Origin of the sequence: Bacillus sp. NPDC094077 (assembly GCF_050279465.1) — a bacterium.
Lineage (GTDB): Bacteria > Bacillota > Bacilli > Bacillales > Bacillaceae_G > Bacillus_A.
In genome coordinates this window covers 127,574-151,839 of the sequence record NZ_JBNNUF010000001.1, presented here as the reverse complement: position 1 = coordinate 151,839, position 24,266 = coordinate 127,574, and the positions used below count along the sequence as shown (strand labels likewise).

The window sequence follows — 24,266 nt, the reverse complement described above, 5'->3', positions numbered from 1 at the left end:
CAAGTAAAAAAATAATGAAATAAGGAACTTATTGACAATAGAAAATAATTAACTTATAATAAATCTTGAATTCAAGATAAATTAAGATTTAATATAAATTTAGATGGATTTGATATTTTTTTATAAATTATCTCGAATTCGAGATATCGAACGTAATGATGGATTTTACTTTGCAGTATGGACAAAATGAATAATGAATTTTAGTGTATAAACAGCTTTTATAACAAAATAAAAAAGGAGTGGGCAAAATGGAAAAGAAAACAATGGGGATTCATCACATTACAGCAATTGTAGGGCATCCGCAAGAAAATGTAGATTTTTATGCTGGTGTATTAGGCTTACGTTTAGTTAAACAAACAGTGAATTTCGACGATCCAGGTACGTACCATCTTTATTTTGGTAATGGAGGAGGAAAACCTGGAACAATTATTACATTTTTCCCATGGCCAGGTGCTCGTCAAGGAATTATTGGAGACGGTCAAGTAGGCATTACTTCATATGTCGTACCAAAAGGTGCCATGGAATTTTGGGAAAATAGATTAGAAAAATTCAATGTTCCGTATACAAAGATGACTCGCTTTGGAGAGCAGTATTTAGAATTTGATGATCCACATGGTTTGCATTTAGAATTAGTTGAAAGAGAAGAGGGCGAATTCAATACTTGGAGTTTTGGAGAAGTCACGCCAGAAGTAGCAATTAAAGGGTTTGGTGGTGCTGTTCTTTTATCTGCACAACCTCAAAAAACAGCCGAATTGTTAGAACATGTTATGGGTCTTGAGAAAATTGAAGAAGAAGGTGAGTTCGTTCGATTCCGTTCTTCTGCTGATATTGGAAATATTATCGACTTGAGATTATCAACAATCGGACGTGGCCAGATGGGTGTTGGTACAGTTCACCATATTGCTTGGAGAGCTAGCGATGATGCTGATCAACTAGACTGGAAAGAGCATGTGTCTCGCTTTGGATATGGCGTAACTCCTGTACAAGATCGAAATTATTTTAACGCGATATATTTTAGAGAACATGGCGAAATCTTATTTGAAATTGCAACAGATCCTCCTGGTTTTGCTCATGACGAATCGTTAGAGACGATGGGTGAGGGATTAAAGTTACCAGAGCAATATGAATCACATAGACAACAGATTAAACAAACTCTCTTACCATTTGAAGTGAGAAATTTAGACTAAAGTGATTGAAAGGGGAAAAGGATTATGATGAAACATGTTTTTCAAAAAGGAAAAGATACGTCAAAACCAGTGTTGTTATTACTTCATGGTACAGGTGGTAATGAATTAGATTTATTACCACTTGCAGAAAGAATTGATCCGGAAGCTTCAGTATTAAGTGTTCGTGGAAATGTACTAGAAAATGGGATGCCACGTTTCTTCCGTAGATTAGCAGAAGGTATTTTTGATGAAGAAGATTTAGTTTTTCGTACGAAAGAATTAAATGAGTTTTTAAATGAAGCGGCAAAAACATATGGATTTGATAGAAATAACATTGTAGCTATCGGTTATTCAAACGGGGCAAACATTGCAGCGAGCTTACTGTTCCACTACGAAAATGCATTAAAAGGTGCTGTTCTTCATCACCCGATGGTGCCTAGAAGAGGAATAAAATTGCCTAATTTAGTGGAAAAGGCAGTATTTATCGCAGCTGGGACAAATGATCCAATTTGTTCATCGGCAGAGTCAGAAGAATTGAAGACATTATTAGAAAATGCAAATGCCAATGTAACAATGCATTGGGAAAATAGAGGGCATCAATTAACGATTGGTGAAGTAGAAAAAGCAAAAGAGTGGTATGATAAAGTGAAACTTTAATCAGTGGGGGGCAGTCCCCACTGATTATTAGTTGAACCAATCGGGCATTGGGCAGCCCGACTCCCGCCTAACTTCTTTGCTCCAGCTGACCTTTGAGGTGGGAGTCTTACTGCCCGTTAATGCGGGATAAAATAATTCTATAAGTGTAAATAATAAAAGAAGCATCTGCTAGCAATTAGCAGATGCTTCTTTTATTATTTACGACTGGATTGCAAGCTGAGATGAAGAAAGTGGTAATTGAATATCAACGATAGTACCTTTATTTATTTCGCTTGAAATGTGTAATTTACCATGATGTTCTTCAATTATTTTGTAACATATCATTAATCCTAGTCCAGTACCTTTTTCTTTTAAACTATAAAATGGTTCGCCTAAACGAGAGATGCGATCTTCTGGTATACCACATCCTTCATCAATAATACGTATTAAGATGAAATTATTCTCTAACGGTTTTGTTTGGATGAAAATATTTCCGCCATTTGGCATTGCTTCTATAGCATTTTTTAATATATTTATAAAAACTTGTTTTAGTTGGTTACCATCGCATTGAATATCATGTACGTGATCAAAATGATCCATAATGATATGAACGCTATGCATAATGGCAGTCGGTAAAATAAATGTGACTACTTCTTCTATTAAAGTTTGTATGTTGCAAGTTTGGATAGATAAAACTTGTGGTTTAGACATAGCCATAAATTGACTCGTAATAGATTCCATTTGTGAAATCTCACTTAACATAACATCGACATACCATTTATTCTCCTCATTTATTTCAGGGAGTAGCAATGTTAAAAAGCCTTTTAGAGATGTGAGTGGATTTCGAATTTCATGGGCGATTCCGGCTGTCAGCTGTCCGACTACTGCGAGTTTTTCTGATTTCCGTAATAACTTTTCAGTTTCTTTTAGCTCAGTAACGTCTCTTCCCATTACGATAAGACCTTTACGGGAACCGTCAGGATGATAAAGAGGAACTTTTGATATACTTAAGATGAGGTCGAAATCATCTCTATGTATAATAAATTCCTCTCCGTGAAGAATTTGTCTTTGTTGCCATGCTAGTTCATCGACTTCTTCACAGTGCAAAAAAGCTTCTCGATACGCTTCATTATATTGAATGAGTTCACTGTCCTTTTTTCCATGATAGGGTACATGATGGAAATTAAAGCAAGAAAGTGCATAGTCATTCGCTTCAAGCCAGCGCCCTTCATGATCTTTAAATATAACAAACGCAGGCATTGAGTTCATTAATGTACGTAATCTCTTCTCACTTTCTTTTAGCATTTGCTCAATTCTTTCTGATTTTTCAAGAGGTTTCATAATCGCATATACGCCGGTTAGACGATTTTTTGAAAAAATAGGAACTAGTTTTGTTACGACATCTAATAAATATCCGTCTTTATGATAAACAGATACAATATACTCTTGTTGATTGTCCGCTTCAGTATTTTTTATACATTGTAATACTTGCTCAGAAATATGAGCTTCTAAAATAGCGGTAATGTTTTTACGTTCTAATTCTAAAGAAGTGTAACCTAGTATTCTTTCGGCAGAAGGATTGGTGTGTAGAATAACTCCCTCTAAGTTTAATAAAATAATACTATCAGGATTGTGTTCGAACAGAGAGGCGTACATTTCTGCTAAAGAACGATCTTGTATATGGTTTCGCAAACGTCCAGAAATGTTCGGATGACGTTTTTTTTGAGTAGATGAATATTTTTTACGACTCATAATATTTCCTCCGTACAACTAGCATCTAAAAAGATTTGTCTATTTATTACTATAATATAGGTGTAGCCTAATTTCTATAAAAAATGAAAGTTACAGAAATGAACTACCCCCACTTAGTATTTCTTACGAGCTTACTTGAAGTGGGGGCTTCTCGGTTCATCGCTACTTTTGATAGCTAACGAATTTGTCCTAGGACAGCCGAGCTAACTCCCTTGTTCCAAAGGTTATTTTGTTGCTATTTATGCCAACGCCAATAAGCGAATAGCTTCCTTTTTAATATTGATAGCTGCGTTATAGTCACGGCTTATTGTTAGTCCACACGAACACTCATACGTGCGTTCAGATAATGGCATTTCTTTTCTGTTTCCACAACGACTACACATCTTTGTAGAAGGGAAACCACTTATCTATTTTTATAAGCTGTTTTCCTTGTTCTTGTAGCTTATATGCTAAAGATGTCACCGAACATCCTCCAACCGTTATCGGCTATACTCTTACCAAAGCGAAGTGCTCGTGACATTCCTTTCATATGTAAGTCTTCAATTGCTACAACGTCAAAATTCGCAGCTAATTCTTTAAACTTATGATGAAGGAAATTTTTACGTTGATTTGCGATTTTTTCATGCAACTTAGCGACACGAATCCGTTGTTTATTCCAGCGCTCTGAATCTTTCACACGTCTTGCTAATACTCGCTGTGCCTTTGCTAATCTGTCTAACATCTGACGATAAAAGCGAGGATAATTGGCTTTCTCATCTTCGCTACTCACGTACAATTCAGCCATTGCGAAGTCTAATCCAACTACACTTTCTACTTCTTTTTGTACAATCTCTTTTTCATATTCAGTCAGGATGGACACATAGTATTTACCAGTAGGTGTCATCGAAATCGTACACGATTTGATGATATGGTTTTGCGGTATCTCTCTATGTTGCTTCAGTCGCACTACTTTCAGTTTCGGTAATTTGATATAACCATGAAATAACATAATATTTCCGTTTACTCGATTCGTTGTATAGGATTTTCTACTCTTTTTACTTTTGAATGTAGGAAAATCACTTTGACCACTAAAAAATTTTTATACGCAGTTTGCAAGTTTAATTGAGCGTTAGCCAATGCTAATGAATCGACTTCTTTCAACCATTCATACTCCACTTTGTATTTCGCAGGAGTAGGGAATTTTTGTTTCTTTAGTTCTTCCTTGTTCTCTTTGTATTTTTCGTATATTTCTTTCCGCTCAGCCAGCATTTTATTATATACAAAGCGTACACACCCGAAAGTTTTACGTATCAGATAGGCTTGTTCTTCTGTTGGATATAGACGGAATTTGTACGCCTTATTATGCTTTATCATATCAGTTCACCTCACTTTTCGCCTTCATTTCCCGTAAGCTATGACGGTGATAACACAACCTGAACACTACATGATTATTTCATTTCATTGTTATACCAAACTTTACCTCGTATAAGACTGATTATATCAGAGGCGAAATAAATAGAAAAACCCAATTTTTTGGCTACGCCAAACCAAAATTCATCTCCCACCTACCGCTAGACTATCGTCTTTCACACGCTTGAGGAAGGAGACTTCTTTCGGATAATGCGTTAAATTTATTTTCTTTATTTATTAAAAGCATAAAATGCAGTAATAAGAGAAGCTTATATCTTTTTATTATTTTTTTGTAAGTTACATTGAGATGCTTTTGTTATAACATAAGGGTAGAGGAGGGGGAGAGAAAATGAAAGGTTATATTCAAGGGATTGATCATGTGCAAGTAGCTGCACCTGTAGGATGTGAAGAAGAGGCTCGTGAATTTTATGGGAATAAAATTGGTATGGAAGAAATTCCAAAACCAGAAGAGTTAAAAAAGCGAGGTGGATGTTGGTTTAAGTGTGGAAATCAAGAAATCCATATCGGTGTGGAGCAGAATTTTACACCAGCTAAAAAAGCACATCCAGCTTTTTATGTGACTCAAATTAATGAATTTAAGCAAACATTGATAGAGCAAGATATAGAAGTAATTGATGATCATGCCCGACCAGATGTAATTAGATTTTACGTGTCAGATCCATTTGGAAACAGAATTGAATTTATGCAAAATAAAGACTAGGTGGACGCCACCTAGTCTTTAACTTCTTCTGAAAAGTCCTAACACTTCTACGGTTTCTGTAATATTAACGAACGCATGCGGGTCGATTTCAGAAATTGTTAGTTTCATACTTGTTAATTCTTCACGAGAAACGACTGTCATAAGTACACGCTTTTTCTCACTTGAATAAGCACCTTCGCCATCAAGTAATGTAATTCCACGTACAACAGTTGAAAGAAGTTGCTTTTTCATTTTTTCTGCTTCATTTGTTACAATCATAAGTGTAACTTTACGGTGTTTTGTATGAACAGCATCGATTACTTTACCAGTTACATAAATTGAAAGTAAGCTTGTAAGTGCAACATCCCAAGTGAAGAAAAATCCTGCGATAACAACAACAACTGCATTTAAAGCAATAAGGAATCCGCCAAGTTTAATGTCTCTTTTACGAGATAACAACATACCGATAATATCGAATCCACCAGTTGATCCATTACAGTTAAAAACAAGACCGATACCAGCTCCGGCAATGACACCTCCGAAGATAGAAGATAACAATGGATCTGTCGCTACGACTTTTACTGGAACGTAGTATAATGCAACAGATAATACAATTACAGAAATAACTGTGTTAAAAATCACTTTTTTTCCAAGACCTATGTATCCTAAAATAAGGATAGGTAAGTTTAATACGAAGTTAATTATACCTGTGTTTACAGGGGTTACAATCCCTAAAATAATAGCAATTCCGCCAATTCCACTACTTAAAATTTTGTGGGGGATAAGGAAAAGATTAAAGGCAATCGCAATAATAATAGAACCAATAATAACACCAAGAAATCTGACCATCTCTTTCCCGTCCTTCACTAAAAAATTCATATTATTTCAAGATTATATATGATATTGAAAGTTTTGGGTAAAAACAGTTTATTTTGGAAAATTAGATTAATCAAAAGAATTAGAGTATTCCATAATTCGGAAGAGGGGTGCGGATATGAGGATAAAAACGTATCAACAGAAAAGCCCATTGAAACATGAATGTGAGGATTCCTATTTTTGTAATGAAAATAAAATGGTTTATGGTGTATGTGATGGTGCAACACCGCTCGTCCCGTTTCGTGATGAAAAGGGACATAATGGAGCATGCATCGCTTCGCATTTATTTGCAAGTTATTTTACTTCATTACGTGAAAATCATAGTTTACAAGTTGCAGTTGCAAAAGCAAATGAAGCATTGCAGAACAAAATGTTAGAATATAAAGTAGACACGAGAAAAAAAGAGCATTTGTGGTGTACATGTATTGCGGCAGTCCAAATAGATGGTGAGAAACTTGAATATGCGCAGCTAGGTGACTGTATGATCGTTGCGATACTTCAAGATGGAACGATGCAAGTATTAACGAAAGACACGGTTAAAGGAATTAGTGGGCGCGCAAAAAAGAAGAGAGAAGAAGAACGTAAAAAAGGTTTATCTGTGCCAGAAGAACATGTTTTTCAAGATGTTCGAGAACAGTTAACATACAATCGTTATCTTGCGAATATGCCAAATGGGTATTCAGTTGCAAATGGGATGAAAGAAGCTATGGATTATTTACAACATGGTGAATTACAAGTAGAAGAATTAAGTGGGATTTTTATTTGTTCAGACGGGTTGTTCCATCCAGAATGGTCATTAGAACAAACTGTTGCATATATAAGAAAGAATAGTATAAACGAATATATAGCAATCATTGAAGAGCTAGAAGGCGAAAAGAGAATAAGACCAGATGATAAAACAATTATTATGATTGATTTTTAAGAGGAGGAAGTTCAAATGGAAATTAAATGTGCAAATTTAACATTTCAAGATGAATTAGTTCCTTTAGAAAGAATAAATAAACTTATTATTCACCATACATCAGAAGATGGCTGGGATGTGTATAAAACGCATGAGTTTCATCAAACTGTAAGAGGATGGAGCGGGATTGGTTACAATTATTTTATTGAAGAGGACGGAACTGTAGTTGAAGGAAGAGGTTTACACATTGGAGCGCATGCGAAAGAACATAATCGTGATACAATTGGAATATGTATGACGGGTAATTTTGATAAATACGATCCAACTACTGCACAAATGAATTCATTATATTCTTTATGTAAAATGTTTATGAAGCAGTTTTCCATAAAGAAAGAGAATATACTAGGCCATAGAGAGCTAGAAGGAGTTACAAAAAGTTGTCCTGGAATTCGTTTTTCTATGGTAGAGTTAAGAAACGTATTATCTTAAATATAGAGGAGTAACGAATGATGATGAATATAAAAATACCGAATGATAAAAAAGAAGAGCTTGTAGCACAAATTCAGCAATTTTTTATGGAAGAAGATTTAGATGAAATCGGACGTTTCCAAGCAGAACGTTTAATAGAAGAAATGATTAAATTAGTAGGACCATTTGCCTACAATCAAGCAATTGGTGATGCTAGAAAACTTGTAAGTGAGAAATTAACGAATATCGAAGAAGATTTGTATGTGTTAGAGAAGAATGAAGGGAAATAAAAGAAGACTAGAAATTCTAGTCTTTTTTTATTTGATTGGCAGCAAAAAAACATGGAGAAAACACGAAAAGGACATTGGAAGTACACTCTTTGTTTTTAGAATATTCTTAGTTTTAAAATATTTCAGAAAGGAAGAGTGTAATGAGATTAACGCCAAGAGAAATTGATAAACTGCTGGTAGTTGTTGCGGCTGATCTAGCTTATCGACGAAAGGAGAGAGGGCTTAAGTTAAACTATCCAGAAAGTATCGCTATTATTACGTATGAAATTTTAGAAGGGGCAAGAGACGGTAAAAACGTAGCAGAATTAATGGAGCTTGGAAAAAATATTTTAAGTGCTGAAGATGTTATGGATGGTATTGCAGACATGATATCAGATATTCAAGTTGAGGCAACTTTTCCTGATGGAACAAAATTAGTAACTATTCATCAACCAATTCATTAAAGGAAGTGAATGTTATGATTCCAGGGCAATATATCCTTGCGAAAGAAGACATAGTGTGTAACGGAAATAAAAAAGCAACGAAAGTTAAGGTGTTAAATCAAGGAGATAGACCTATTCAAATTGGATCTCATTACCATTTTTATGAAGTGAATGAGGCGCTAAAATTCAATCGTAGTGTAGCAATTGGACAACATTTAAATATTCCAGCGGGTACAGCGGTAAGATTCGAGCCTGGAGATGAAAAAACGATTGAATTAGTTCCGTATTCAGGGAAGCAAGAAGTATATGGATTTAAAAATAAAGTGGATGGCGATATTCAATCTTACACAAAAAGAGGGAGATAGCATGAGTTTTAAGATGTCACGTAAACAATATGCTGATTTATATGGTCCAACTACAGGAGATTCTATTCGTTTAGCGGATACACAATTATTCGCACATATTGATCGAAATTACACCGTCTATGGTGATGAAGCTGTCTTTGGTGGAGGGAAATCAATTAGGGATGGTATGGGACAAAATTCGCAACTTACAAGGGAACAGGGGGTTGTGGATGTTGTTATTACGAATGCGATTATTATTGATTATACAGGAGTATTTAAAGCGGATATTGGTATAAAAGATGGAAAGATTTCAGCAATTGGTAAGAGTGGTAATCCTTCAGTTATGGATAATATTGATATCATCATTGGAACATCAACGGAAGTAATTTCTGGTGAGCGGAAAATCGTTACAGCTGGAGGTATTGATACACACGTGCATTTCATATCCCCACAACAAATTGATACAGCATTAGCTTCAGGTATAACAACTTTAATTGGTGGGGGAACAGGACCGGCAGAGGGTACTAAGGCAACTACAATAACGCCTGGATCTTGGAATTTAAGAAAAATGCTAGAAGCAGCAGAAGCTTTTCCTATAAATCTTGGGTTTTTAGGGAAAGGAAATAGTTCAAGTTTACCTGCCCTGGAAGAACAAATATATGCAGGGGCTATCGGATTAAAAATTCATGAAGATTGGGGAGCGACTTCTTCAGCAATTCATCACTCGTTACAGATTGCTGATAAATATGATATCCAAGTTGCTATTCATACTGATACGCTAAATGAATGTGGTTTTGTGGAAGAAACGATAAAGGCTACTGATAATCGTGTTATTCATACGTACCACACTGAAGGAGCTGGTGGTGGGCATGCACCAGATATTATAAAGATTGCTGCACTGAATAATATTTTACCTTCTTCAACGAACCCGACCTTGCCATATACAGTGAATACGCTGGATGAGCATTTAGATATGCTCATGGTATGTCATCATTTAAAAGCAAATATTCCAGAAGATGTAATGTTTGCGGATTCAAGGATTCGAAAAGAAACAATTGCAGCAGAGGATATTTTGCAAGATTTAGGGGTTTTCAGCATGATTAGCTCTGACTCACAGGCGATGGGAAGGGTTGGAGAGGTTATTATTCGCAATTGGCAAACCGCCGATAAAATGAAAAAGCAGATTGGTAGTTTAGAGGGAGATAAAGAATATAACGATAATAATAGAATTCAACGTTATATAGCTAAGTATACAATTAATCCGGCTATTACACATGGGATTTCAGAATATGTTGGCTCTATTGAAGTAGGAAAGTATGCAGACCTTGTAATATGGGATCCACAATTTTTCGGTGTTAAGCCAGATATGGTTTTGAAAAACGGGATGGTAGTGATGGCATTAATGGGAGACGAGAATGCTTCGATCCCTACACCACAACCATATTATGAAAAAAAGATGTTTGGTGCATATGGAAAAGCAGTACAGTCAAGTTCGATTACATTTGTATCTAAAGTAGCTTATGAGAATAATATTAAAGAAAAATTAGGTTTAAATAAAGTTGTATTACCTGTTAAAAATACGAGAGAGATTTCTAAGCGAGATATGAAGCTGAATAATGCAACACCAGAAATTGAAGTAGATCCGCAGACATATGAAGTTAAAGTTGATGGACAAGTTATCACGTGTGAAGCAGTAGATGTATTACCTATGGCTCAAAGATATTTTTTATTTTGATATAACGGGGGAGATAAAATGATTATTGAAAAAATTAATAACAACGTATGCAATATGAATGATTTTTCAAATACAAAAAAGCATCTTGATAAAATATTGATTTCTAGTGAACTTTTACTGAAGAGGGTTCAGAAATTATATTCAGAATCTGGTTTTGAAATTGGGGTGTCATTAGATAATGGAGAAACATTAAAGAACGGTGATATTTTATATGAAGATGAAAATCGTATTGTATATATTGAAGTCTTACCAGAAGAGGTAATTGTAATTACTCCAACGTCAATAAAAGAAATGGGAATTATTGCGCATAACTTAGGAAATAGACATTTACCAGCACAATTCGATGAAGGGTGTATGATTTTGGCGAACGACTACTTAGTAGAAGATTTACTTAAAAAGGAAGGTGTTCCTTATCAAAAAGAAAATAGAGTATTACCAAAACCGTTCAAGCATGCTTCACACAAACATATTTAACCTACTCCAAATTAGTGATTCGAACTTCCCAACAGGAAGTTTTAGTCACTCTTTTGGATTAGAAACATTTATTCAAGAGGGACAGGTTACAAATAAAGGCGAATTTTTCAAATGGATGAATCGATATGTAAAAGTGCAATTAACACACACGGACGGCTTAATTTGCAAATATACTTACGAAGCCATTAAGAATAATGATGGAAAGCAAATTACATTTTTAGATGAATTAATAACGGCACAAACATTGCCTTTTGAATGTAGAAAAGCAAATAGAATGATTAGTAAAAGTACTTCTAAATTATTGTGTGAATTGTTCTCATTTGTAAATTTAAATATATATAAAGAAAATATTATAGGTAATAAATTACAAGGTCATCCGAGTATCGTATACGGAATATTAGGGGCGGAATTGAAAATGACAATAGAAGAAACGCTCTTAGTTTTCTTATATTCAAGTGTTGGAAGCATTATTCAAAATGGTGTGAGAGCCATTCCTCTTGGACAAACAGATGGTCAAAAGTTATTACAAGAATGCCATGAATTGATCTGTGAATCTATTGATAGAATTCAAATACTTTCATTAGAGGATTTTGGATTGAATGATCCTGAATTCGAAATAAATCAAATGCAACATGAAGATGTAAATGTAAGAGTCTTCATGTCATAGGGAGGAAAAATAAAATGATAAAACCTATTAAAATTGGTATTGGTGGCCCAGTAGGTGCTGGGAAAACAATGTTAGTTGAAAAGTTAACAAAATATTTAAATACAGATTATGAAATTGCAGCAATTACAAACGATATTTATACGAAAGAAGATGCAAAGATTTTATTGAAAACAGGTGTTTTACCAGAAGATAGAATTATTGGTGTAGAGACAGGAGGGTGTCCACATACAGCAATTCGAGAGGATGCTTCTATGAATTTTGAAGCAATTGAAGAACTCATGATTAGACATAATAATTTAGATATTATTTTTATTGAAAGTGGGGGTGATAATTTAGCTGCCACATTTAGTCCAGAGTTAGTGGATTTTTCCATTTATATTATTGATGTGGCGCAAGGAGAAAAGATTCCTCGTAAAGGTGGACAAGGAATGATCAAATCCGATGTGTTTGTGATTAATAAAACGGATTTGGCACCTTATGTAGGGGCTGATCTTGGAGTTATGGAGCAGGATACAAAAAATTACCGACATAATAAACCATACTTTTTTACAAATTTGAAGGATGAGGAAGGCTTACAGGAATTAATAAATTGGATGCGACAAAATATCATGTTAGAAGGATTGAAAAAATGAAAGCTCCTACAGGTGTCTTAAACATTGATGTGATGGAAAAGAGACATAAAACCGTACCGATTAAGGTTTATCATAAAGATGCCTTAAAAGTAACGCAGCCAATATATTTGGACGAGTATGGTAGAGCGTATTACTATATCATGAATTCTGGTGGAGGTTATTTAAAAGGAGATTTCTATTCTATAAATATAAATGTTCGTGAAGATGCGAAAACATATGTAACAAGCCAATCAGCAACGAAAGTTTACAAGACTCCAAATAGTTATGCTTTGCAAGAATTGAATTTTTATATTGGTGAGAATGCTGTTATGGAGTATTTACCAGACCCATTAATTATGTACAAGGATGCAGCATATAAGCAAAAAACAAATATATATATGCAAAATAATTCTACATTGATTTTATGCGATTCAGTTACGCCTGGTTGGTCGCCAAATATGGAGAAGTTCACATACCAATATTTTGATTCGCTAACAAAAATATATATGGAAAATAAACTTGTAGTTTACGATCATCTATTGTTAAACCCTTTCAAAGAGTCGTTAGATCAAATGGGAATATTAAATCAATATTCCCATTATGGTACTTTCATAGTTATTAATGAGAACATTACAAATGATTTAATTGCAGCATTGAAAACATCGATTTCTAACAATAACAATATGAAGATTGGAATATCTTCTATGCCATGTAAAGGCCTTGTCCTACGCATACTTAGTCATAATACAGAGGATATGGAGTCTATATTTTTTCAGTGTCATCGTTTTGTTAGAGAGAACTGTTTGCATGAAGAATTAACATCCTATCGAAAATACTAAGTAGGAGAAGGGGATACTATGACTAATGTGGGATTATTGTTTGTCGGTGCAGTTCTATTTATGAATTCACTAGCAGCTTTTAAACTCATTGATAGCAAAAGTGTAGGGTACTTCAATTTATTTGTAGGGGCATTACAAACTTTGACACCATTATATTTATTATTTACAGGAAGTCAATCCGATGAGTGGACGATCCTATCTAATGGAACTATTTTTTTATTTGGTTTTACTTATTTATATGTTGGCCTTACGAATATATTAAAACTTGATTCTTCAGGTGTAGGTTACTATTCTCTTTGGGTTGCGATTATTGCGACGGTTATGGGAATAGTGAATCAATTACATGAGAGTGGAAGTCTACAAAGTACAATAATTTGGTTCTTTTGGGCGTTTCTTTGGTTTTTATTTTTCCTGCAAGATGGGTTGAAAAAGAAGATTCATATTTATGTAGGGATTGTTTGCTTCATTGAATCTTGGATTACTGCAACGATACCAGCTCTGTTAACACTTACAAACCATACAAACGTGTTAAATAATTTTGTAATTATTTTAGCGACTGTTATAACGATTGTAGTTTTTATTATGGCACTTTTCTTTTTTAAGAGTATTCAATTTAAAGTAGAAAGGGTTAGTAACTATGTGGAAAAGTGAACTGAAAAAAGCAACTAACTTTTTTGTTATTATTATATTTCTTCATGTGCTTGGAATTCTCTTATTATTACCTGCACTGTATAATGGCAATAGCATAATTGGAATGGCTATTATTGCATATTCTTTAGGATTGCGTCATGCGTTTGATAGTGATCATATTGTCGCAATTGATAATACTGTTCGGAAATTAATTGAAAAAGGTAAAAACTCACAGGGGGTGGGATTTTACTTCTCATTAGGACACTCTACAGTAGTATTTGTGATGATCGTATTAATTGCTTTAATTGGAAAAACGGCAAAACATGGAATGGAGAGTTTTTCTACTATAGGCGGTATTATCGGTACAATCGTTTCTAGCACATTCCTTATTATTATCGGTCTTACTAATCTGTTGTATCTTATTAAAGTGTTACGAAGCCAAGAGGATAAGCAGCCAGAAAACTTAGGATTTATATACCGTTTCACGCAGCGCTTATTTAAGTTTATTGATAGTCAAAAGCAATTGTATATGATCGGTTTTTTATTTGGGCTTGGTTTTGATACAGCAAGTGAAATTGGATTAATTGCTCTTTCTACAGTAACTGCAACGAGTCAGTCCATTCCACTTGTAAGTATATTTGCTTTTCCTATTTTGTTTGCTGCAGGAATGTCATTGATGGATACATTAGATAGTACATTCATGAATACGAATTATAAGTGGGCAATGGAAAATAGTCGAATAAGAAATTCGTATAATGTATTAATCACCTCAATATCTGTTATAACGGCTTTTTTAATAGGGGGTTATCAACTATTATCTTTGCTTATTGAAAGCTATAATTTACAGGGACCTTTTTGGAATCTCATACAGGTAGTTAATTTTGATTATTTGGGTATATGTCTTGTTGTATTTTTTATTATTTCTCTTATTGTTTTTGCTGTGTGGAATAGAAATGTCTTTAAAGAACCACTTACAAAGAGTATAGAGAAATAAAAATATATCGTATGTTATTTGGTTCATTATGTATATAAAGTAAAATAAAAAACACATTAGATGAAAATGCATCTAACGTGTTTTTTATTATTTATGTTCCTTATATTCATGTACTTTTTCTTTCACATTACCAACTGTATCTTTAGCAGTGCCTTTCACTTTATCCCATTTTCCCTCGGCTTGTAATTTCTTATTGTCAGTTACTTTCCCGACAACTTCTTTTACTTCACCTTTTATTTTATCAATGGCACCTTCTACTTTTTCTTTTAAACCATGATCATGCTTACTCATACATTTCTCCTCCGTGTAGTTTGATTAGAATTCTCTTTTCATATTGCAAGTTGAATGATGTATCTAGTAATAGCGTAATAAATATAGTTTGAATATTCAAATGATCAATAGAATAGAAAAGGAATTGTTATAAAATGTATAAGATTGTAATGAGAAGAGAAAGAATGTTAATTACATGTCTTTTGCGGTCCATATTGATTTCGTATAAGCGATTTTCATATGAGCGCGTTCCATATTATTTTGGCTACCGCTACCAAATCGAGCTTGTCCAACTATTAAATGACAGTCTGTTGCTATAGCTGTTTTGATTCGTTTCTGAATTAATGCAGTATGACAACCTTTACGCTGAAACTCCGGTAAAGTAGCAGAAGCAGCTAATGAGGCAATACCTTTATTTACATATAGTACACCAATGCCTGCAGGAATATTTTGAACTTCAGCTATGAAAAAATGCCACCCTGGCTGCTTGTAAAGAACCTCATTATTTTGATGGACGCCATCTTTTGTAAAGGACGGCATATTAAATGCGCGTACATAAATGTCTGCAAAAGTATGAAACTCATTTTCTTTCAGTTGGCGTACTAGAATGTCAGACGGAAGAAGTGATGAATCTTCTCTCGGCATACTATATAAAGCGGTATGGAAGCTAGATTGGTAAAAACCTTTTTGACATAAATATTGAAATAGTTCAGTTGTGCCTTGTGCTGGTGTAATCTCAAAACGGCAAGGGATTTGTAGTGATTGATAATAAGAGATAATTTCATCTATCTCATCTGTATTTGTAAATGTAATGCCTTTTACCGTATTAAAAGCAGGACCAGCAATTACTTTTGATGAAAAGGCAGTGGCACTCCCGAATTTTTTCATTTGTACTTGCATTGGATTTTCGCTCATTTCTTGTAGTGCCTCTAATCTAGAAGAGAGCATATCAATTTCTGCGCTTTCAATTTCTTTTGCTATATCGAGTGTCATAATAGTAGTCATAAAATTCCTCCATCAATAAATGTAATACATAATACTTATACGATTTTTATGCTAAGATTCCTGTTGTAATGTAAGAGAATAAGAAGTTTTTTGGAAGGGAAATGGAAGGGAACTGTCGAAGGGAGTAGAAACAGATTAAAGGTGGTGCTCTCATGAAACAGAAAGACGTGCAGACATGCTCATATTGTGGTTCACATCATATCGGTGAAGGAGAGTTTGTCGGATATGCACAAATAAGGAAAAAGGAGACGATGTTTACATCTTCACCAGTGGATGCTTATATTTGTACAGATTGCGGGAATATCCTTTTATTAAAGGTACGGAATTATGAAAAGTTTAAGCAAAAACCGTTATGATTATTGAGAAATGGTCATATCCAACATTGTATACGAAACGTCTTATATTAAGGAAAATCAATATGAGTGATAGTTTACATATATATGAGTATGCCTCGGATAAAGAGATGCCAACATATACTGTATGGGATGCTCATCAATCATTACATGACACATACAAATATATAGAAGAAATTGTGAGTCAATACTCCAAAGGAAAAGTGGCCCCTTTGGAATCGTATTAAAAGAGGAACAAAAACTTATAGGGACTTGTGGATTTATAAAATACGATTCAACTGAACATAAAGCAGAAATTGCATACGTCTTATCACGAAAATATTGGGGAAGAGGAGTAGCTACCGAGGCTGCGATAGCTTTTTTGAGTTATGGCTTTAATGAGTTACATCTTAATAGCATTGAAGCGGAGTGTAATTCAGAAAATGAAGTATGAATGTACGATTCAAAATGATTTGTTTGTTAAAGGGAAGTATCGTGATACGAAAAGGTATTGTATATCCCGAAAAAGATATATGGATAAATGAAATATTTTATATTGAAAACTCCTTGAAATAAATAAAGGAGTTTTTATTTTTATTAACGTCATAATTATAGGAAAAAACAGCTATATAACATAATCGCAACTGTAAGTTGACAAAGTGCAACCGTACGAAGATAGAGATAAGTGCAATGTTTATATACAATTTAGTTAAGAAAACAAAGGGGGACACACATATGGGATTTGGTGAGAAGTTATTTAAATTAAGAAAGGAAAAGGGCCTTTCTCAAGAAGCATTAGCAGAGAAATTAAACACGACAAGGCAAGCGGTTAGTAAATGGGAAAATGGTCAGGGTTTTCCTGAAACCGAAAAGTTAATAATGATTGGAAATGTATTTGAAGTATCTCTTGATTATTTATTAAAAGAAACTGCTGAGCAAAGTAATGAAAAGGAAAATGGTTATTATGTAAGTAAGGAAATGGCAGAAGGGTATGTAGTGTACGGGCAAAAAATTTCTAAATATATCGCATTAGGTTTTAGTTTGCTCATTTTATCTACAATACCGTATTTATTATTTAAAGAAAATGCAACAATGTCTACATTCCTTGTCATTATTATTGTAGTTCTTGGAATTGGAGTAATGATGGTACCTGCAACAATAGAAGAGAGCCGATACAATGTATTAAAAAAGGAAGAACTATTATTTGATCAAAACTTTCTAAAAGAATTGACAAAAAGATATGCGACTATTAAGAAGAAGTATGCTGCAGTAGTGATCGTTGGATTTTGTTTCATAGCAGCAGGAGCGATACCATTTTTATTTGAGAAAAAGCGTATCACTTCAGGAGAATTAGTGCAGTATTATCCGTACTGCGTTGTACTTATTGCAATTGGTTTCTATCTTTTTGTTCGTGTTTTAGGAGTGTTAGAAACGTACAGAATTTTAGTGGAAAATAAAGAATATAGTAATCGCTTTATTTTTAAGTTGAAAAAGAAAGTAAGAAAAAAAGTAGATAGTTTATAAATATTAAAAAACATGTTTCGGATCATTGTATTCAAAACATGTTTTTTATTGTTCTGAATTATTTCCAAAGAAATAATTCAGAAAATACAGAAAAATATCGTAAATATTTGTAGAAGTCTGTTATAATATACAAAAATGAAAACGCTTTAAAGGGGGATGTAACCAATATGATGATGAATGTACCACTAACAATTAGTTCTATGATGGAAAGAGCAGAAAAACTGTTTTCGAAGAAAGAAATTGTTTCCAGGACACATGATACTATTACGACGTTAACGTATAAGCAGTTAGGAGAAAGGACGAGAAGACTTTCTAGTGCGCTAAAAAAGCTTGGAATGAAAGAAGGCGAGCGAATAGGAACGTTAGCGTGGAACCATCATCGACATGTGGAAGCATATTTTGCTATTCCAGGTATTGCTTCGGTTTTGCACACAATTAATATTCGTTTATCTCCTCAACATATTTCATACATTATTCAGCATGCAGAAGATCGAATTCTACTCATTGATGAAGATCTCGTACCACTCATTGAAAATATTCAATCAGAATTATCAACTGTACAAGCCTACATTATTATGACTGATAAAGATGAACTTCCAAGTACTACGCTGGAGCCTGTATATCATTATGAAAAGCTATTAGAAGAAGGCGATCCGAATTTTCAATTTGTAAAAGATATTGATGAAAATACACCTGCTGGTATGTGTTATACGTCAGCAACTACGGGAAATCCAAAAGGCGTTGTATATACGCATCGTAGTACTGTATTACACTGTATGGCACTCGGTTTAGCTGATACAGCTGCTTTATCGGAAAGTGATGCAGCAATGGCGATTGTACCGATGTTTCATGTGAATGCTTGGGGACTTCCTTTTGCAGCTACTTGGTTTGGATCAAAACAAGTTCTTCCAGGACCGATGTTTACTCCAAAAATTTTATTAGAGATGATTCAAGCTGAAAAAGTAACGATAGCAGCAGGTGTGCCGACAATTTGGCTCGGTGTATTACAAGAGTTAGAAAATAATAGTTACGATTTATCTAGTATGACGAGAATATTATGCGGTGGTGCAGCTGCGCCGAAAAGTGTAATTAAAGCATTTGAACAGAAGCACAATGTTCCTTTCATACATGCATATGGGATGACGGAGACAAGCCCGCTCGTAACACTTGCGCGTTTAAAAAGTTATGAAACAGAACTATCGTATGAAGAGCAATTGGAAATTCGCTCAAAACAAGGATATCTTGTACCTGGTGTAGAGATGAAAGTAGTCGGTACAAATGGTGAAGTGAAGTGGGATGGTACGGAGATGGGAGAATTATGTTTACGAGCGCCATGGATCGCTGAAAGCTATTATAACGATGAACGTACTGTCGAAGGCTTTCGAGATGGATGGTTATATACTGGCGATGTTGTTACAGTTGATGAGGAAGGTTGCGTAAAAATTGTTGACCGTACAAAAGATGTTATTAAAAGCGGGGGAGAATGGATTTCCTCAGTTGATCTTGAAAATGCTTTAATGGCACATGATGCTATATTTGAAGCGGCTGTCGTTGCAATTCCTCATCCGCAGTGGCAAGAGCGCCCAGTTGCCTGCGTTGTTCAAAAGAAAAATAGTACGGTTACAAAAGAAGAAATATATGAGTTTTTAAAACCGCAGTTTGCGAAGTGGTGGTTACCAGATGATATTGTATTTATGGAAGAAATACCAAAAACATCTGTTGGGAAGTTTTTAAAACAGGCGCTTCGGAAAGAACTTGAGCATTTGCATAAAGAGAAATAGTTGAACTTCCATTTGTCAACTTTGATTAAAATTAAGTTGACAAAGAGTGGGTAGAAAGATAATATAACTCCTATAATATGTTATCTTAAATCTATTTTAAGTTTACAAATGGGAGAAGCAAATATGAATACAAAAAACTTAGTTTTCGTCGCTTTATTTAGTTCTATTATGGGAGTGTTGGGGTTAATACCTCCGATTGCCCTTTCTATCACACCAGTTCCGATTACATTACAATCACTCGGTGTTATGCTTGCTGGCGGATTGTTAGGCTCACGTCTTGGTGCATTAAGTCAGCTTATTTTCTTACTTATAGTTGGAGTTGGAGCACCATTACTTGCGGGTGGACGCGGGGGTCCAGGTGTATTTGTTGGGCCAAGTGCAGGATATTTACTTGGTTATATCGTTGGAGCGTTTGTCATTGGCTATTTAATTGAGCGTTTACGTGAAGTTTCTATTATAAAGGTATTATGTATTAATATAATTGGTGGTATTTTCGTAGTTTATGTATTTGGTATTATTGTACAAGCTTTCTTAATGGGTGTTTCCGTATGGGAGACGATGAAAGTGAGTGCTGTGTTCTTACCAGGGGATTGCATAAAAGCAATTATTGCAGCAATTCTCGTGACAAAATTACATCGTTCATTGAAACATATTATTACGCCCGCTCTCAATAATGGGAAATATACAAATGCGGGATAAGAAGGAGAAGAAACACGTTAATTGCGTGTTTCTTTTTGTTATTTTATAAAGAAAGGACGTTTCATATGGGGATTACAAAAGAATACAAAAAGCATGCCTTTTTACAATCAAATAAAATAGCGATAAAGGAAAATGATAGAGTTTTAACATATAAAGAGTGGTTCGAATCAGTTTGTAAAGTAGTAAACTGGTTGCGTGAAAAAGAATCGAAGAATAAAACAATAGCAATTGTATTAGAAAATCGTATAGAGTTTTTACAACTATTTGCTGGTGCTGCTATGGCTGGATGGATTTGTGTGCCATTAGATATAAAATGGAAAAAGGATGAGCTAAAGGAAAGACTAGTAATCAGTAATCCGGATATGATTGTGACGGAACGATATAAGTTAAATGATATATCGGGGGAGGAAGATAGAGTAATTGAAATTGATGAATGGAAAAGAATGATAGAGAACTATCTTCCTACAGATCACCCTGTAGAAAATGTACAACATGCTCCTTTTTATATGGGGTATACATCAGGATCGACTGGAAAGGCAAAAGCATTTTTACGTGCACAACAATCGTGGGTTCATAGTTTTAATTGTAATGTATATGACTTTCATATGAAAAAAGAAGAGTCTATTTTAATAGCTGGAACCCTTGTTCATTCTCTTTTCTTATATGGCGCAATAAGTGCATTATATGTTGGGCAAACGGTGCATGTTATGAGAAAGTTTATTCCAGATCAAGTGTTGGATAAATTAGAAACTAAAAATATTTCGGTAATGTATACAGTTCCGACAATGCTTGAATCTTTATATAAAGAAAACAGAGTAATAGAAAATGAAATAAAAATTATTTCGTCAGGAGCGAAATGGGAAGTTGAAGCGAAAGAAAAAATAAAGAGTATATTTCCTTATGCAAAAAAATATGAATTTTACGGTGCATCTGAACTTAGTTTTGTAACAGCATTAGTCGATGAAGAGAGTGAAAGAAAGCCAAATTCGGTAGGGAAACCTTGTCACAATGTGCAAGTTCGAATATGTAATGAAGCAGGAGAAGAAGTAAGGTTAGGTGAGATAGGAACTGTTTATGTGAAAAGTAATCAGTTTTTTATGGGATACATACTAGATGGTGTTTTAGTTCCAGAGTTAACTGAAGATGGCTGGATGACAGTACATGATGTAGGCTATCAAGATGAGGAAGGGTTTATATATATAGTTGGTAGAGAGAAAAATATGATTCTATTTGGTGGAATTAATATTTACCCAGAAGAGATAGAAAGTGTGTTATATACTCATCAAGCTGTTGAAGAAATTGTTGTTGTTGGTGTAAAAGATAGTTATTGGGGTGAAAAGCCTGTCGCTATCGTAAAAGGAAGTGCTACAAAACAACAATTAAAGAGCTTTTGCTTACAACGATTATCATCTTTTAAAATACCGAAAGAATGGTATTTTGTAGATGAAATACCTTATACAAATAGCGGGAAAGTAGCCCGCATTGCAGCCGAAAGTATAGTTAGAAATCAGGAGAAGATACATGAATAGAGCAGTTATTGTAGAGGCGAAAAGAACGCCCATTGGTAAGAAGAATGGGATATTGAAAGACTATGAAGTTCAGCAATTAGCAGCACCACTTCTTTCATTTTTAAGTAAAGGAATTGAGAGAGAAATAGATGATGTCATATTAGGTAACGTCGTTGGGCCAGGAGGAAATGTTGCGAGACTATCTACTTTAGAAGCAGGACTTGGTTATCGTATTCCTGGTGTAACGATTGACCGGCAATGTGGTGCTGGATTGGAAGCAGTGCGTACTGCGTGTCATTTTATTCAAGGCGGGGCAGGTAACTGTTATATTGCTGGGGGAGTAGAGAGTACAAGTACGTCACCTTTTCAAAATAGAGCACGATTTTCACCTGAAACAATTGGTGATCCTGATATGGGAGTAGCAGCTGAATATGTTGCGGAGCGTTATAACATAACGAGAGAAATGCAGGACGAGTATGCTTGTCTTAGTTATAAACGGACGCTACAAGCGTTAGAAAATGGATATATACAAGAAGAAATATTGTCACTTAATGGATTATTAGATGAAGCTATAAAGCGAGAAATGAAGTATGAAAGAATGATTAAGAGAACAAAACCTGTATTTTTACCAAATGGAACGGTGACGGCAGGGAATTCGTGTGGTGTAAATGATGGGGCGTGTGCTGTACTTGTGATGGAAGAACAACAAGCTCGAAAATTAGGATATAAGCCTGTCCTTCGTTTTGTTCGCAGTGCTGTAGTTGGAGTGGATCCAAATCTTCCGGGAACTGGTCCGATATTTGCTGTGAATAAATTATTAAATGAAATGAATTTAAAAGTAGAGGACATAGATTATTTTGAAATAAATGAAGCATTTGCTTCAAAAATTGTAGCATGCGCAAAGGAGTTACAAATACCGTATGGAAAATTAAATGTAAATGGTGGTGCAATTGCACTTGGGCATCCGTACGGTGCATCTGGGGCTATGCTTGTGACACGTTTGTTTTATCAGGCGCAAAGAGAGTATATGAAATATGGGATTGTGACATTAGGAATTGGAGGCGGAATAGGGCTTGCGCTATTATTTGAGAAAGTAGAAGACTAGAAAGGAACTAGTTTTCTACTTTTTGAGGGATATAGTCGTTGCTACCAGGTTTTGTTTTTATTTCGTTCCAAGCAGCGATAGCATCAGCTTTTGATTTTCCTTTGTTGTATGGGTCTTCGAAAAAGGCGCGAGTAAAACGATTGTATTCAAACTGTGCACTTATAGTTGTTTTATAAGAGGGGTCTTTTTTACGTTCGTTTTCTTCATACCAAAACGTTATCGCATCTTCAAAAGTTTTTCCAACATTCTCTTTGAAAAACTTTTGAAGAGCTACTGTAAAGCGGAAGTTTGCTCCAATTTTTTCTTTAAAAAAAGCACGAACATCTTCGCTACAGCGGTGATTTTCAGTGATAATCGTTTGAAGAGAAAGATCTTTATAAGATAGGGAAGCTTTACTCACTTTTTGATGAGAACTGTTTTTAAATATTTTACCGGTAGTTAAATAATGTGAGATACGCTCGGTTATTTCGATTTTAGAGCCACTAGCTGGCAAATCATGCTCACGACAAAATGTTTGTAGTTCTGTTTTTAACCAATAATAGTTTTGGAAATCTTCAAGAGATATAGTTTTTGTTAAAGGTGGACGCATGAATGTAACAACTTCTTTCTTCCATAATTTTCTTTAATTATAAAACGTACGTTCTTTTTGTGGAAGGATTAATTTATAAATTTAATGAGAAGAGGAGATTGTATATGGAAAATGTAATGCAAGTTCGTGTTACTGGAATCTTAATTGAAGATGAAAAGGTATTGTTAGTAAAGCAAAGAGTTGCTAATCGGAATTGGTCTTTACCTGGAGGAAGGGTAGAGAATGGTGAAACATTGGAAGAAGCGATGGTTCGAGAAATGAGAGAAGAAACGGGATTAGAAGTTAAGGTTAAGAAGCTATTATATGTTTGTGATAAACCAGATACTCTCCCATCTTTATTACATATTACATTTTTACTTGAAAGGATTGCAGGTGAAATTACGCTTCCTTCTAATGAATTTGATCATAATCCGATTCGTGATGTGCAAATGGTAGCGATTAAAGAATTGAGTCATCATGGTTTTTCTGAAACCTTTATAACCCTTATAAACGATGGTTTTTCAAATGCAGGGAGTTATCAAGGATTGAAACAAAATATTGGTTTGTAACTATAGATGAA

General features: G+C 34.6%; 27 protein-coding genes and 2 pseudogenes. 23 read left to right on the top strand and 6 right to left on the bottom strand.

The annotated features are described in order from the left end of the window. The first annotated feature begins 248 nt into the window (after positions 1 to 248). The gene (locus ACQKNR_RS00750) at positions 249 to 1,187 is read left to right on the top strand and encodes a ring-cleaving dioxygenase (protein ID WP_427314658.1); all 939 of its coding nucleotides are present in this window, start codon (positions 249 to 251) and stop codon (positions 1,185 to 1,187) included. A gap of 24 nt (positions 1,188 to 1,211) precedes the next feature. Beyond that, positions 1,212 to 1,823, top strand: coding sequence for an alpha/beta hydrolase (locus ACQKNR_RS00745; RefSeq protein ID WP_427314656.1), 612 nt, complete (start codon positions 1,212 to 1,214; stop codon positions 1,821 to 1,823). A gap of 198 nt (positions 1,824 to 2,021) precedes the next feature. Here the strand turns inward: ACQKNR_RS00745 and ACQKNR_RS00740 are convergent, their stop codons facing one another. Both ACQKNR_RS00740 and ACQKNR_RS00735 read right to left on the bottom strand, forming a co-directional pair. After that, positions 2,022 to 3,554 carry a BA3702 family sensor histidine kinase gene (locus ACQKNR_RS00740; RefSeq protein ID WP_427314654.1) on the bottom strand — a complete coding sequence of 511 codons (1,533 nt, stop codon included), beginning with the start codon at positions 3,552 to 3,554 and terminating at the stop codon, positions 2,022 to 2,024. Positions 3,555 to 3,793: 239 nt separating this feature from the next. Next, a pseudogene (locus tag ACQKNR_RS00735) lies at positions 3,794 to 4,907 on the bottom strand (RNA-guided endonuclease TnpB family protein). A 385-nt stretch (positions 4,908 to 5,292) separates the two neighbouring features. Here ACQKNR_RS00735 and ACQKNR_RS00730 point away from each other — a divergent pair. Beyond that, on the top strand, positions 5,293 to 5,664 hold the full coding sequence (locus tag ACQKNR_RS00730; protein WP_193412224.1) for a VOC family protein: 372 nt from the start codon (positions 5,293 to 5,295) through the stop codon (positions 5,662 to 5,664). Positions 5,665 to 5,682: 18 nt separating this feature from the next. On the opposite strand, the gene ACQKNR_RS00725 is transcribed toward ACQKNR_RS00730, so the two are convergent. Further along, the gene (locus tag ACQKNR_RS00725) at positions 5,683 to 6,522 is read right to left on the bottom strand and encodes a YitT family protein (protein WP_427314652.1); all 840 of its coding nucleotides are present in this window, start codon (positions 6,520 to 6,522) and stop codon (positions 5,683 to 5,685) included. A gap of 115 nt (positions 6,523 to 6,637) precedes the next feature. Between ACQKNR_RS00725 and ACQKNR_RS00720 the strand changes: the two genes are divergently transcribed. The 12 genes from ACQKNR_RS00720 (at position 6,638) to ACQKNR_RS00665 (ending at position 14,894) form a co-directional block, all read left to right on the top strand. Further along, positions 6,638 to 7,441 (top strand): protein phosphatase 2C domain-containing protein, encoded by an 804-nt coding sequence (locus tag ACQKNR_RS00720; protein ID WP_427314650.1) that lies wholly within the window; start codon positions 6,638 to 6,640, stop codon positions 7,439 to 7,441. Between the two features lie 15 nt (positions 7,442 to 7,456). Then, positions 7,457 to 7,909 (top strand): peptidoglycan recognition protein family protein, encoded by a 453-nt coding sequence (locus ACQKNR_RS00715; protein WP_427314648.1) that lies wholly within the window; start codon positions 7,457 to 7,459, stop codon positions 7,907 to 7,909. A 17-nt stretch (positions 7,910 to 7,926) separates the two neighbouring features. Next, a complete protein-coding gene (locus ACQKNR_RS00710) occupies positions 7,927 to 8,178 on the top strand; it encodes a DUF2164 domain-containing protein (RefSeq protein WP_002039315.1) in 252 nt (83 codons plus the stop codon). 140 nt (positions 8,179 to 8,318) lie between these two features. Then, positions 8,319 to 8,621 (top strand): urease subunit gamma, encoded by a 303-nt coding sequence (locus ACQKNR_RS00705; RefSeq protein WP_001241327.1) that lies wholly within the window; start codon positions 8,319 to 8,321, stop codon positions 8,619 to 8,621. Between the two features lie 14 nt (positions 8,622 to 8,635). Continuing rightward, positions 8,636 to 8,965, top strand: coding sequence for an urease subunit beta (locus ACQKNR_RS00700; RefSeq protein WP_427314646.1), 330 nt, complete (start codon positions 8,636 to 8,638; stop codon positions 8,963 to 8,965). 1 nt (position 8,966) lies between these two features. Further along, a complete protein-coding gene (gene ureC, locus ACQKNR_RS00695) occupies positions 8,967 to 10,679 on the top strand; it encodes an urease subunit alpha (protein WP_427314645.1) in 1,713 nt (570 codons plus the stop codon). 18 nt (positions 10,680 to 10,697) lie between these two features. Further along, the gene (locus tag ACQKNR_RS00690; protein ID WP_427314643.1) at positions 10,698 to 11,153 is read left to right on the top strand and encodes an urease accessory protein UreE; all 456 of its coding nucleotides are present in this window, start codon (positions 10,698 to 10,700) and stop codon (positions 11,151 to 11,153) included. Then, entirely contained in the window at positions 11,131 to 11,820 is a 690-nt protein-coding gene (locus ACQKNR_RS00685) for an urease accessory protein UreF (protein WP_427314642.1), read from the top strand. The genes ACQKNR_RS00690 and ACQKNR_RS00685 overlap by 23 nt, the downstream gene beginning before the upstream one ends. 14 nt (positions 11,821 to 11,834) lie before the next feature. Further along, positions 11,835 to 12,452 carry an urease accessory protein UreG gene (ureG, locus tag ACQKNR_RS00680; RefSeq protein WP_097829089.1) on the top strand — a complete coding sequence of 206 codons (618 nt, stop codon included), beginning with the start codon at positions 11,835 to 11,837 and terminating at the stop codon, positions 12,450 to 12,452. After that, on the top strand, positions 12,449 to 13,270 hold the full coding sequence (locus tag ACQKNR_RS00675) for an urease accessory protein UreD (RefSeq protein WP_427314641.1): 822 nt from the start codon (positions 12,449 to 12,451) through the stop codon (positions 13,268 to 13,270). Before ureG ends, ACQKNR_RS00675 begins: the two co-directional genes overlap by 4 nt. An 18-nt stretch (positions 13,271 to 13,288) precedes the next feature. After that, a complete protein-coding gene (locus ACQKNR_RS00670; RefSeq protein WP_427314640.1) occupies positions 13,289 to 13,921 on the top strand; it encodes an AmiS/UreI family transporter in 633 nt (210 codons plus the stop codon). Next, complete coding sequence (locus tag ACQKNR_RS00665) at positions 13,908 to 14,894, top strand: HoxN/HupN/NixA family nickel/cobalt transporter (RefSeq protein WP_427314638.1); 987 nt, start codon at positions 13,908 to 13,910, stop codon at positions 14,892 to 14,894. Before ACQKNR_RS00670 ends, ACQKNR_RS00665 begins: the two co-directional genes overlap by 14 nt. An 87-nt stretch (positions 14,895 to 14,981) precedes the next feature. On the opposite strand, the gene ACQKNR_RS00660 is transcribed toward ACQKNR_RS00665, so the two are convergent. Continuing rightward, positions 14,982 to 15,185 (bottom strand): CsbD family protein, encoded by a 204-nt coding sequence (locus ACQKNR_RS00660; protein ID WP_427314636.1) that lies wholly within the window; start codon positions 15,183 to 15,185, stop codon positions 14,982 to 14,984. Between the two features lie 171 nt (positions 15,186 to 15,356). Continuing rightward, the gene (locus tag ACQKNR_RS00655) at positions 15,357 to 16,169 is read right to left on the bottom strand and encodes a GNAT family N-acetyltransferase (RefSeq protein ID WP_427314634.1); all 813 of its coding nucleotides are present in this window, start codon (positions 16,167 to 16,169) and stop codon (positions 15,357 to 15,359) included. A gap of 152 nt (positions 16,170 to 16,321) precedes the next feature. On the opposite strand from ACQKNR_RS00655, the gene ACQKNR_RS00650 reads away from it, so the two are divergent. The 7 genes and pseudogenes from ACQKNR_RS00650 to ACQKNR_RS00620 all read left to right on the top strand — a co-directional run bounded on the left by ACQKNR_RS00650 (position 16,322) and on the right by ACQKNR_RS00620 (position 23,118). Beyond that, entirely contained in the window at positions 16,322 to 16,525 is a 204-nt protein-coding gene (locus ACQKNR_RS00650; protein ID WP_427314632.1) for a hypothetical protein, read from the top strand. Next, positions 16,522 to 17,046: pseudogene (locus ACQKNR_RS00645) on the top strand (GNAT family N-acetyltransferase). The gene ACQKNR_RS00650 and the pseudogene ACQKNR_RS00645 overlap by 4 nt, the downstream one beginning before the upstream one ends. A gap of 190 nt (positions 17,047 to 17,236) precedes the next feature. Next, the gene (locus ACQKNR_RS00640) at positions 17,237 to 18,025 is read left to right on the top strand and encodes a helix-turn-helix domain-containing protein (protein ID WP_427314630.1); all 789 of its coding nucleotides are present in this window, start codon (positions 17,237 to 17,239) and stop codon (positions 18,023 to 18,025) included. Between the two features lie 167 nt (positions 18,026 to 18,192). After that, the gene (locus ACQKNR_RS00635) at positions 18,193 to 19,806 is read left to right on the top strand and encodes a long-chain fatty acid--CoA ligase (protein WP_427314628.1); all 1,614 of its coding nucleotides are present in this window, start codon (positions 18,193 to 18,195) and stop codon (positions 19,804 to 19,806) included. 123 nt (positions 19,807 to 19,929) lie between these two features. Beyond that, a complete protein-coding gene (locus ACQKNR_RS00630) occupies positions 19,930 to 20,505 on the top strand; it encodes a biotin transporter BioY (protein WP_427314626.1) in 576 nt (191 codons plus the stop codon). Positions 20,506 to 20,570: 65 nt separating this feature from the next. Beyond that, positions 20,571 to 22,034 (top strand): acyl-CoA synthetase, encoded by a 1,464-nt coding sequence (locus ACQKNR_RS00625; protein WP_427314624.1) that lies wholly within the window; start codon positions 20,571 to 20,573, stop codon positions 22,032 to 22,034. Continuing rightward, positions 22,027 to 23,118, top strand: a complete 1,092-nt coding sequence (locus tag ACQKNR_RS00620) for an acetyl-CoA C-acyltransferase (RefSeq protein WP_427314622.1) — start codon at positions 22,027 to 22,029, stop codon at positions 23,116 to 23,118. Before ACQKNR_RS00625 ends, ACQKNR_RS00620 begins: the two co-directional genes overlap by 8 nt. 7 nt (positions 23,119 to 23,125) lie before the next feature. On the opposite strand, the gene ACQKNR_RS00615 is transcribed toward ACQKNR_RS00620, so the two are convergent. Then, entirely contained in the window at positions 23,126 to 23,707 is a 582-nt protein-coding gene (locus ACQKNR_RS00615; protein ID WP_427314620.1) for a DUF6434 domain-containing protein, read from the bottom strand. A gap of 104 nt (positions 23,708 to 23,811) precedes the next feature. Here ACQKNR_RS00615 and ACQKNR_RS00610 point away from each other — a divergent pair, with 104 nt between their 5' ends. After that, positions 23,812 to 24,255, top strand: coding sequence for an NUDIX domain-containing protein (locus ACQKNR_RS00610; RefSeq protein WP_427314618.1), 444 nt, complete (start codon positions 23,812 to 23,814; stop codon positions 24,253 to 24,255). Positions 24,256 to 24,266 lie beyond the last annotated feature (11 nt).

Bases quoted from the DNA above. Each gene is read 5' to 3' on its own strand.
- ACQKNR_RS00750 (WP_427314658.1), top strand. From the start codon at position 249: ATGGAAAAGAAAACAATGGGGATTCATCACATTACAGCAATTGTAGGG.
- ACQKNR_RS00745 (WP_427314656.1), top strand. From the start codon at position 1,212: ATGATGAAACATGTTTTTCAAAAAGGAAAAGATACGTCAAAACCAGTG.
- ACQKNR_RS00740 (WP_427314654.1), bottom strand. From the start codon at position 3,554: ATGAGTCGTAAAAAATATTCATCTACTCAAAAAAAACGTCATCCGAAC.
- ACQKNR_RS00730 (WP_193412224.1), top strand. From the start codon at position 5,293: ATGAAAGGTTATATTCAAGGGATTGATCATGTGCAAGTAGCTGCACCT.
- ACQKNR_RS00725 (WP_427314652.1), bottom strand. From the start codon at position 6,522: ATGAATTTTTTAGTGAAGGACGGGAAAGAGATGGTCAGATTTCTTGGT.
- ACQKNR_RS00720 (WP_427314650.1), top strand. From the start codon at position 6,638: ATGAGGATAAAAACGTATCAACAGAAAAGCCCATTGAAACATGAATGT.
- ACQKNR_RS00715 (WP_427314648.1), top strand. From the start codon at position 7,457: ATGGAAATTAAATGTGCAAATTTAACATTTCAAGATGAATTAGTTCCT.
- ACQKNR_RS00710 (WP_002039315.1), top strand. From the start codon at position 7,927: ATGATGATGAATATAAAAATACCGAATGATAAAAAAGAAGAGCTTGTA.
- ACQKNR_RS00705 (WP_001241327.1), top strand. From the start codon at position 8,319: ATGAGATTAACGCCAAGAGAAATTGATAAACTGCTGGTAGTTGTTGCG.
- ACQKNR_RS00700 (WP_427314646.1), top strand. From the start codon at position 8,636: ATGATTCCAGGGCAATATATCCTTGCGAAAGAAGACATAGTGTGTAAC.
- ureC (WP_427314645.1), top strand. From the start codon at position 8,967: ATGAGTTTTAAGATGTCACGTAAACAATATGCTGATTTATATGGTCCA.
- ACQKNR_RS00690 (WP_427314643.1), top strand. From the start codon at position 10,698: ATGATTATTGAAAAAATTAATAACAACGTATGCAATATGAATGATTTT.
- ACQKNR_RS00685 (WP_427314642.1), top strand. From the start codon at position 11,131: ATGCTTCACACAAACATATTTAACCTACTCCAAATTAGTGATTCGAAC.
- ureG (WP_097829089.1), top strand. From the start codon at position 11,835: ATGATAAAACCTATTAAAATTGGTATTGGTGGCCCAGTAGGTGCTGGG.
- ACQKNR_RS00675 (WP_427314641.1), top strand. From the start codon at position 12,449: ATGAAAGCTCCTACAGGTGTCTTAAACATTGATGTGATGGAAAAGAGA.
- ACQKNR_RS00670 (WP_427314640.1), top strand. From the start codon at position 13,289: ATGACTAATGTGGGATTATTGTTTGTCGGTGCAGTTCTATTTATGAAT.
- ACQKNR_RS00665 (WP_427314638.1), top strand. From the start codon at position 13,908: ATGTGGAAAAGTGAACTGAAAAAAGCAACTAACTTTTTTGTTATTATT.
- ACQKNR_RS00660 (WP_427314636.1), bottom strand. From the start codon at position 15,185: ATGAGTAAGCATGATCATGGTTTAAAAGAAAAAGTAGAAGGTGCCATT.
- ACQKNR_RS00655 (WP_427314634.1), bottom strand. From the start codon at position 16,169: ATGACTACTATTATGACACTCGATATAGCAAAAGAAATTGAAAGCGCA.
- ACQKNR_RS00650 (WP_427314632.1), top strand. From the start codon at position 16,322: ATGAAACAGAAAGACGTGCAGACATGCTCATATTGTGGTTCACATCAT.
- ACQKNR_RS00640 (WP_427314630.1), top strand. From the start codon at position 17,237: ATGGGATTTGGTGAGAAGTTATTTAAATTAAGAAAGGAAAAGGGCCTT.
- ACQKNR_RS00635 (WP_427314628.1), top strand. From the start codon at position 18,193: ATGATGATGAATGTACCACTAACAATTAGTTCTATGATGGAAAGAGCA.
- ACQKNR_RS00630 (WP_427314626.1), top strand. From the start codon at position 19,930: ATGAATACAAAAAACTTAGTTTTCGTCGCTTTATTTAGTTCTATTATG.
- ACQKNR_RS00625 (WP_427314624.1), top strand. From the start codon at position 20,571: ATGGGGATTACAAAAGAATACAAAAAGCATGCCTTTTTACAATCAAAT.
- ACQKNR_RS00620 (WP_427314622.1), top strand. From the start codon at position 22,027: ATGAATAGAGCAGTTATTGTAGAGGCGAAAAGAACGCCCATTGGTAAG.
- ACQKNR_RS00615 (WP_427314620.1), bottom strand. From the start codon at position 23,707: ATGCGTCCACCTTTAACAAAAACTATATCTCTTGAAGATTTCCAAAAC.
- ACQKNR_RS00610 (WP_427314618.1), top strand. From the start codon at position 23,812: ATGGAAAATGTAATGCAAGTTCGTGTTACTGGAATCTTAATTGAAGAT.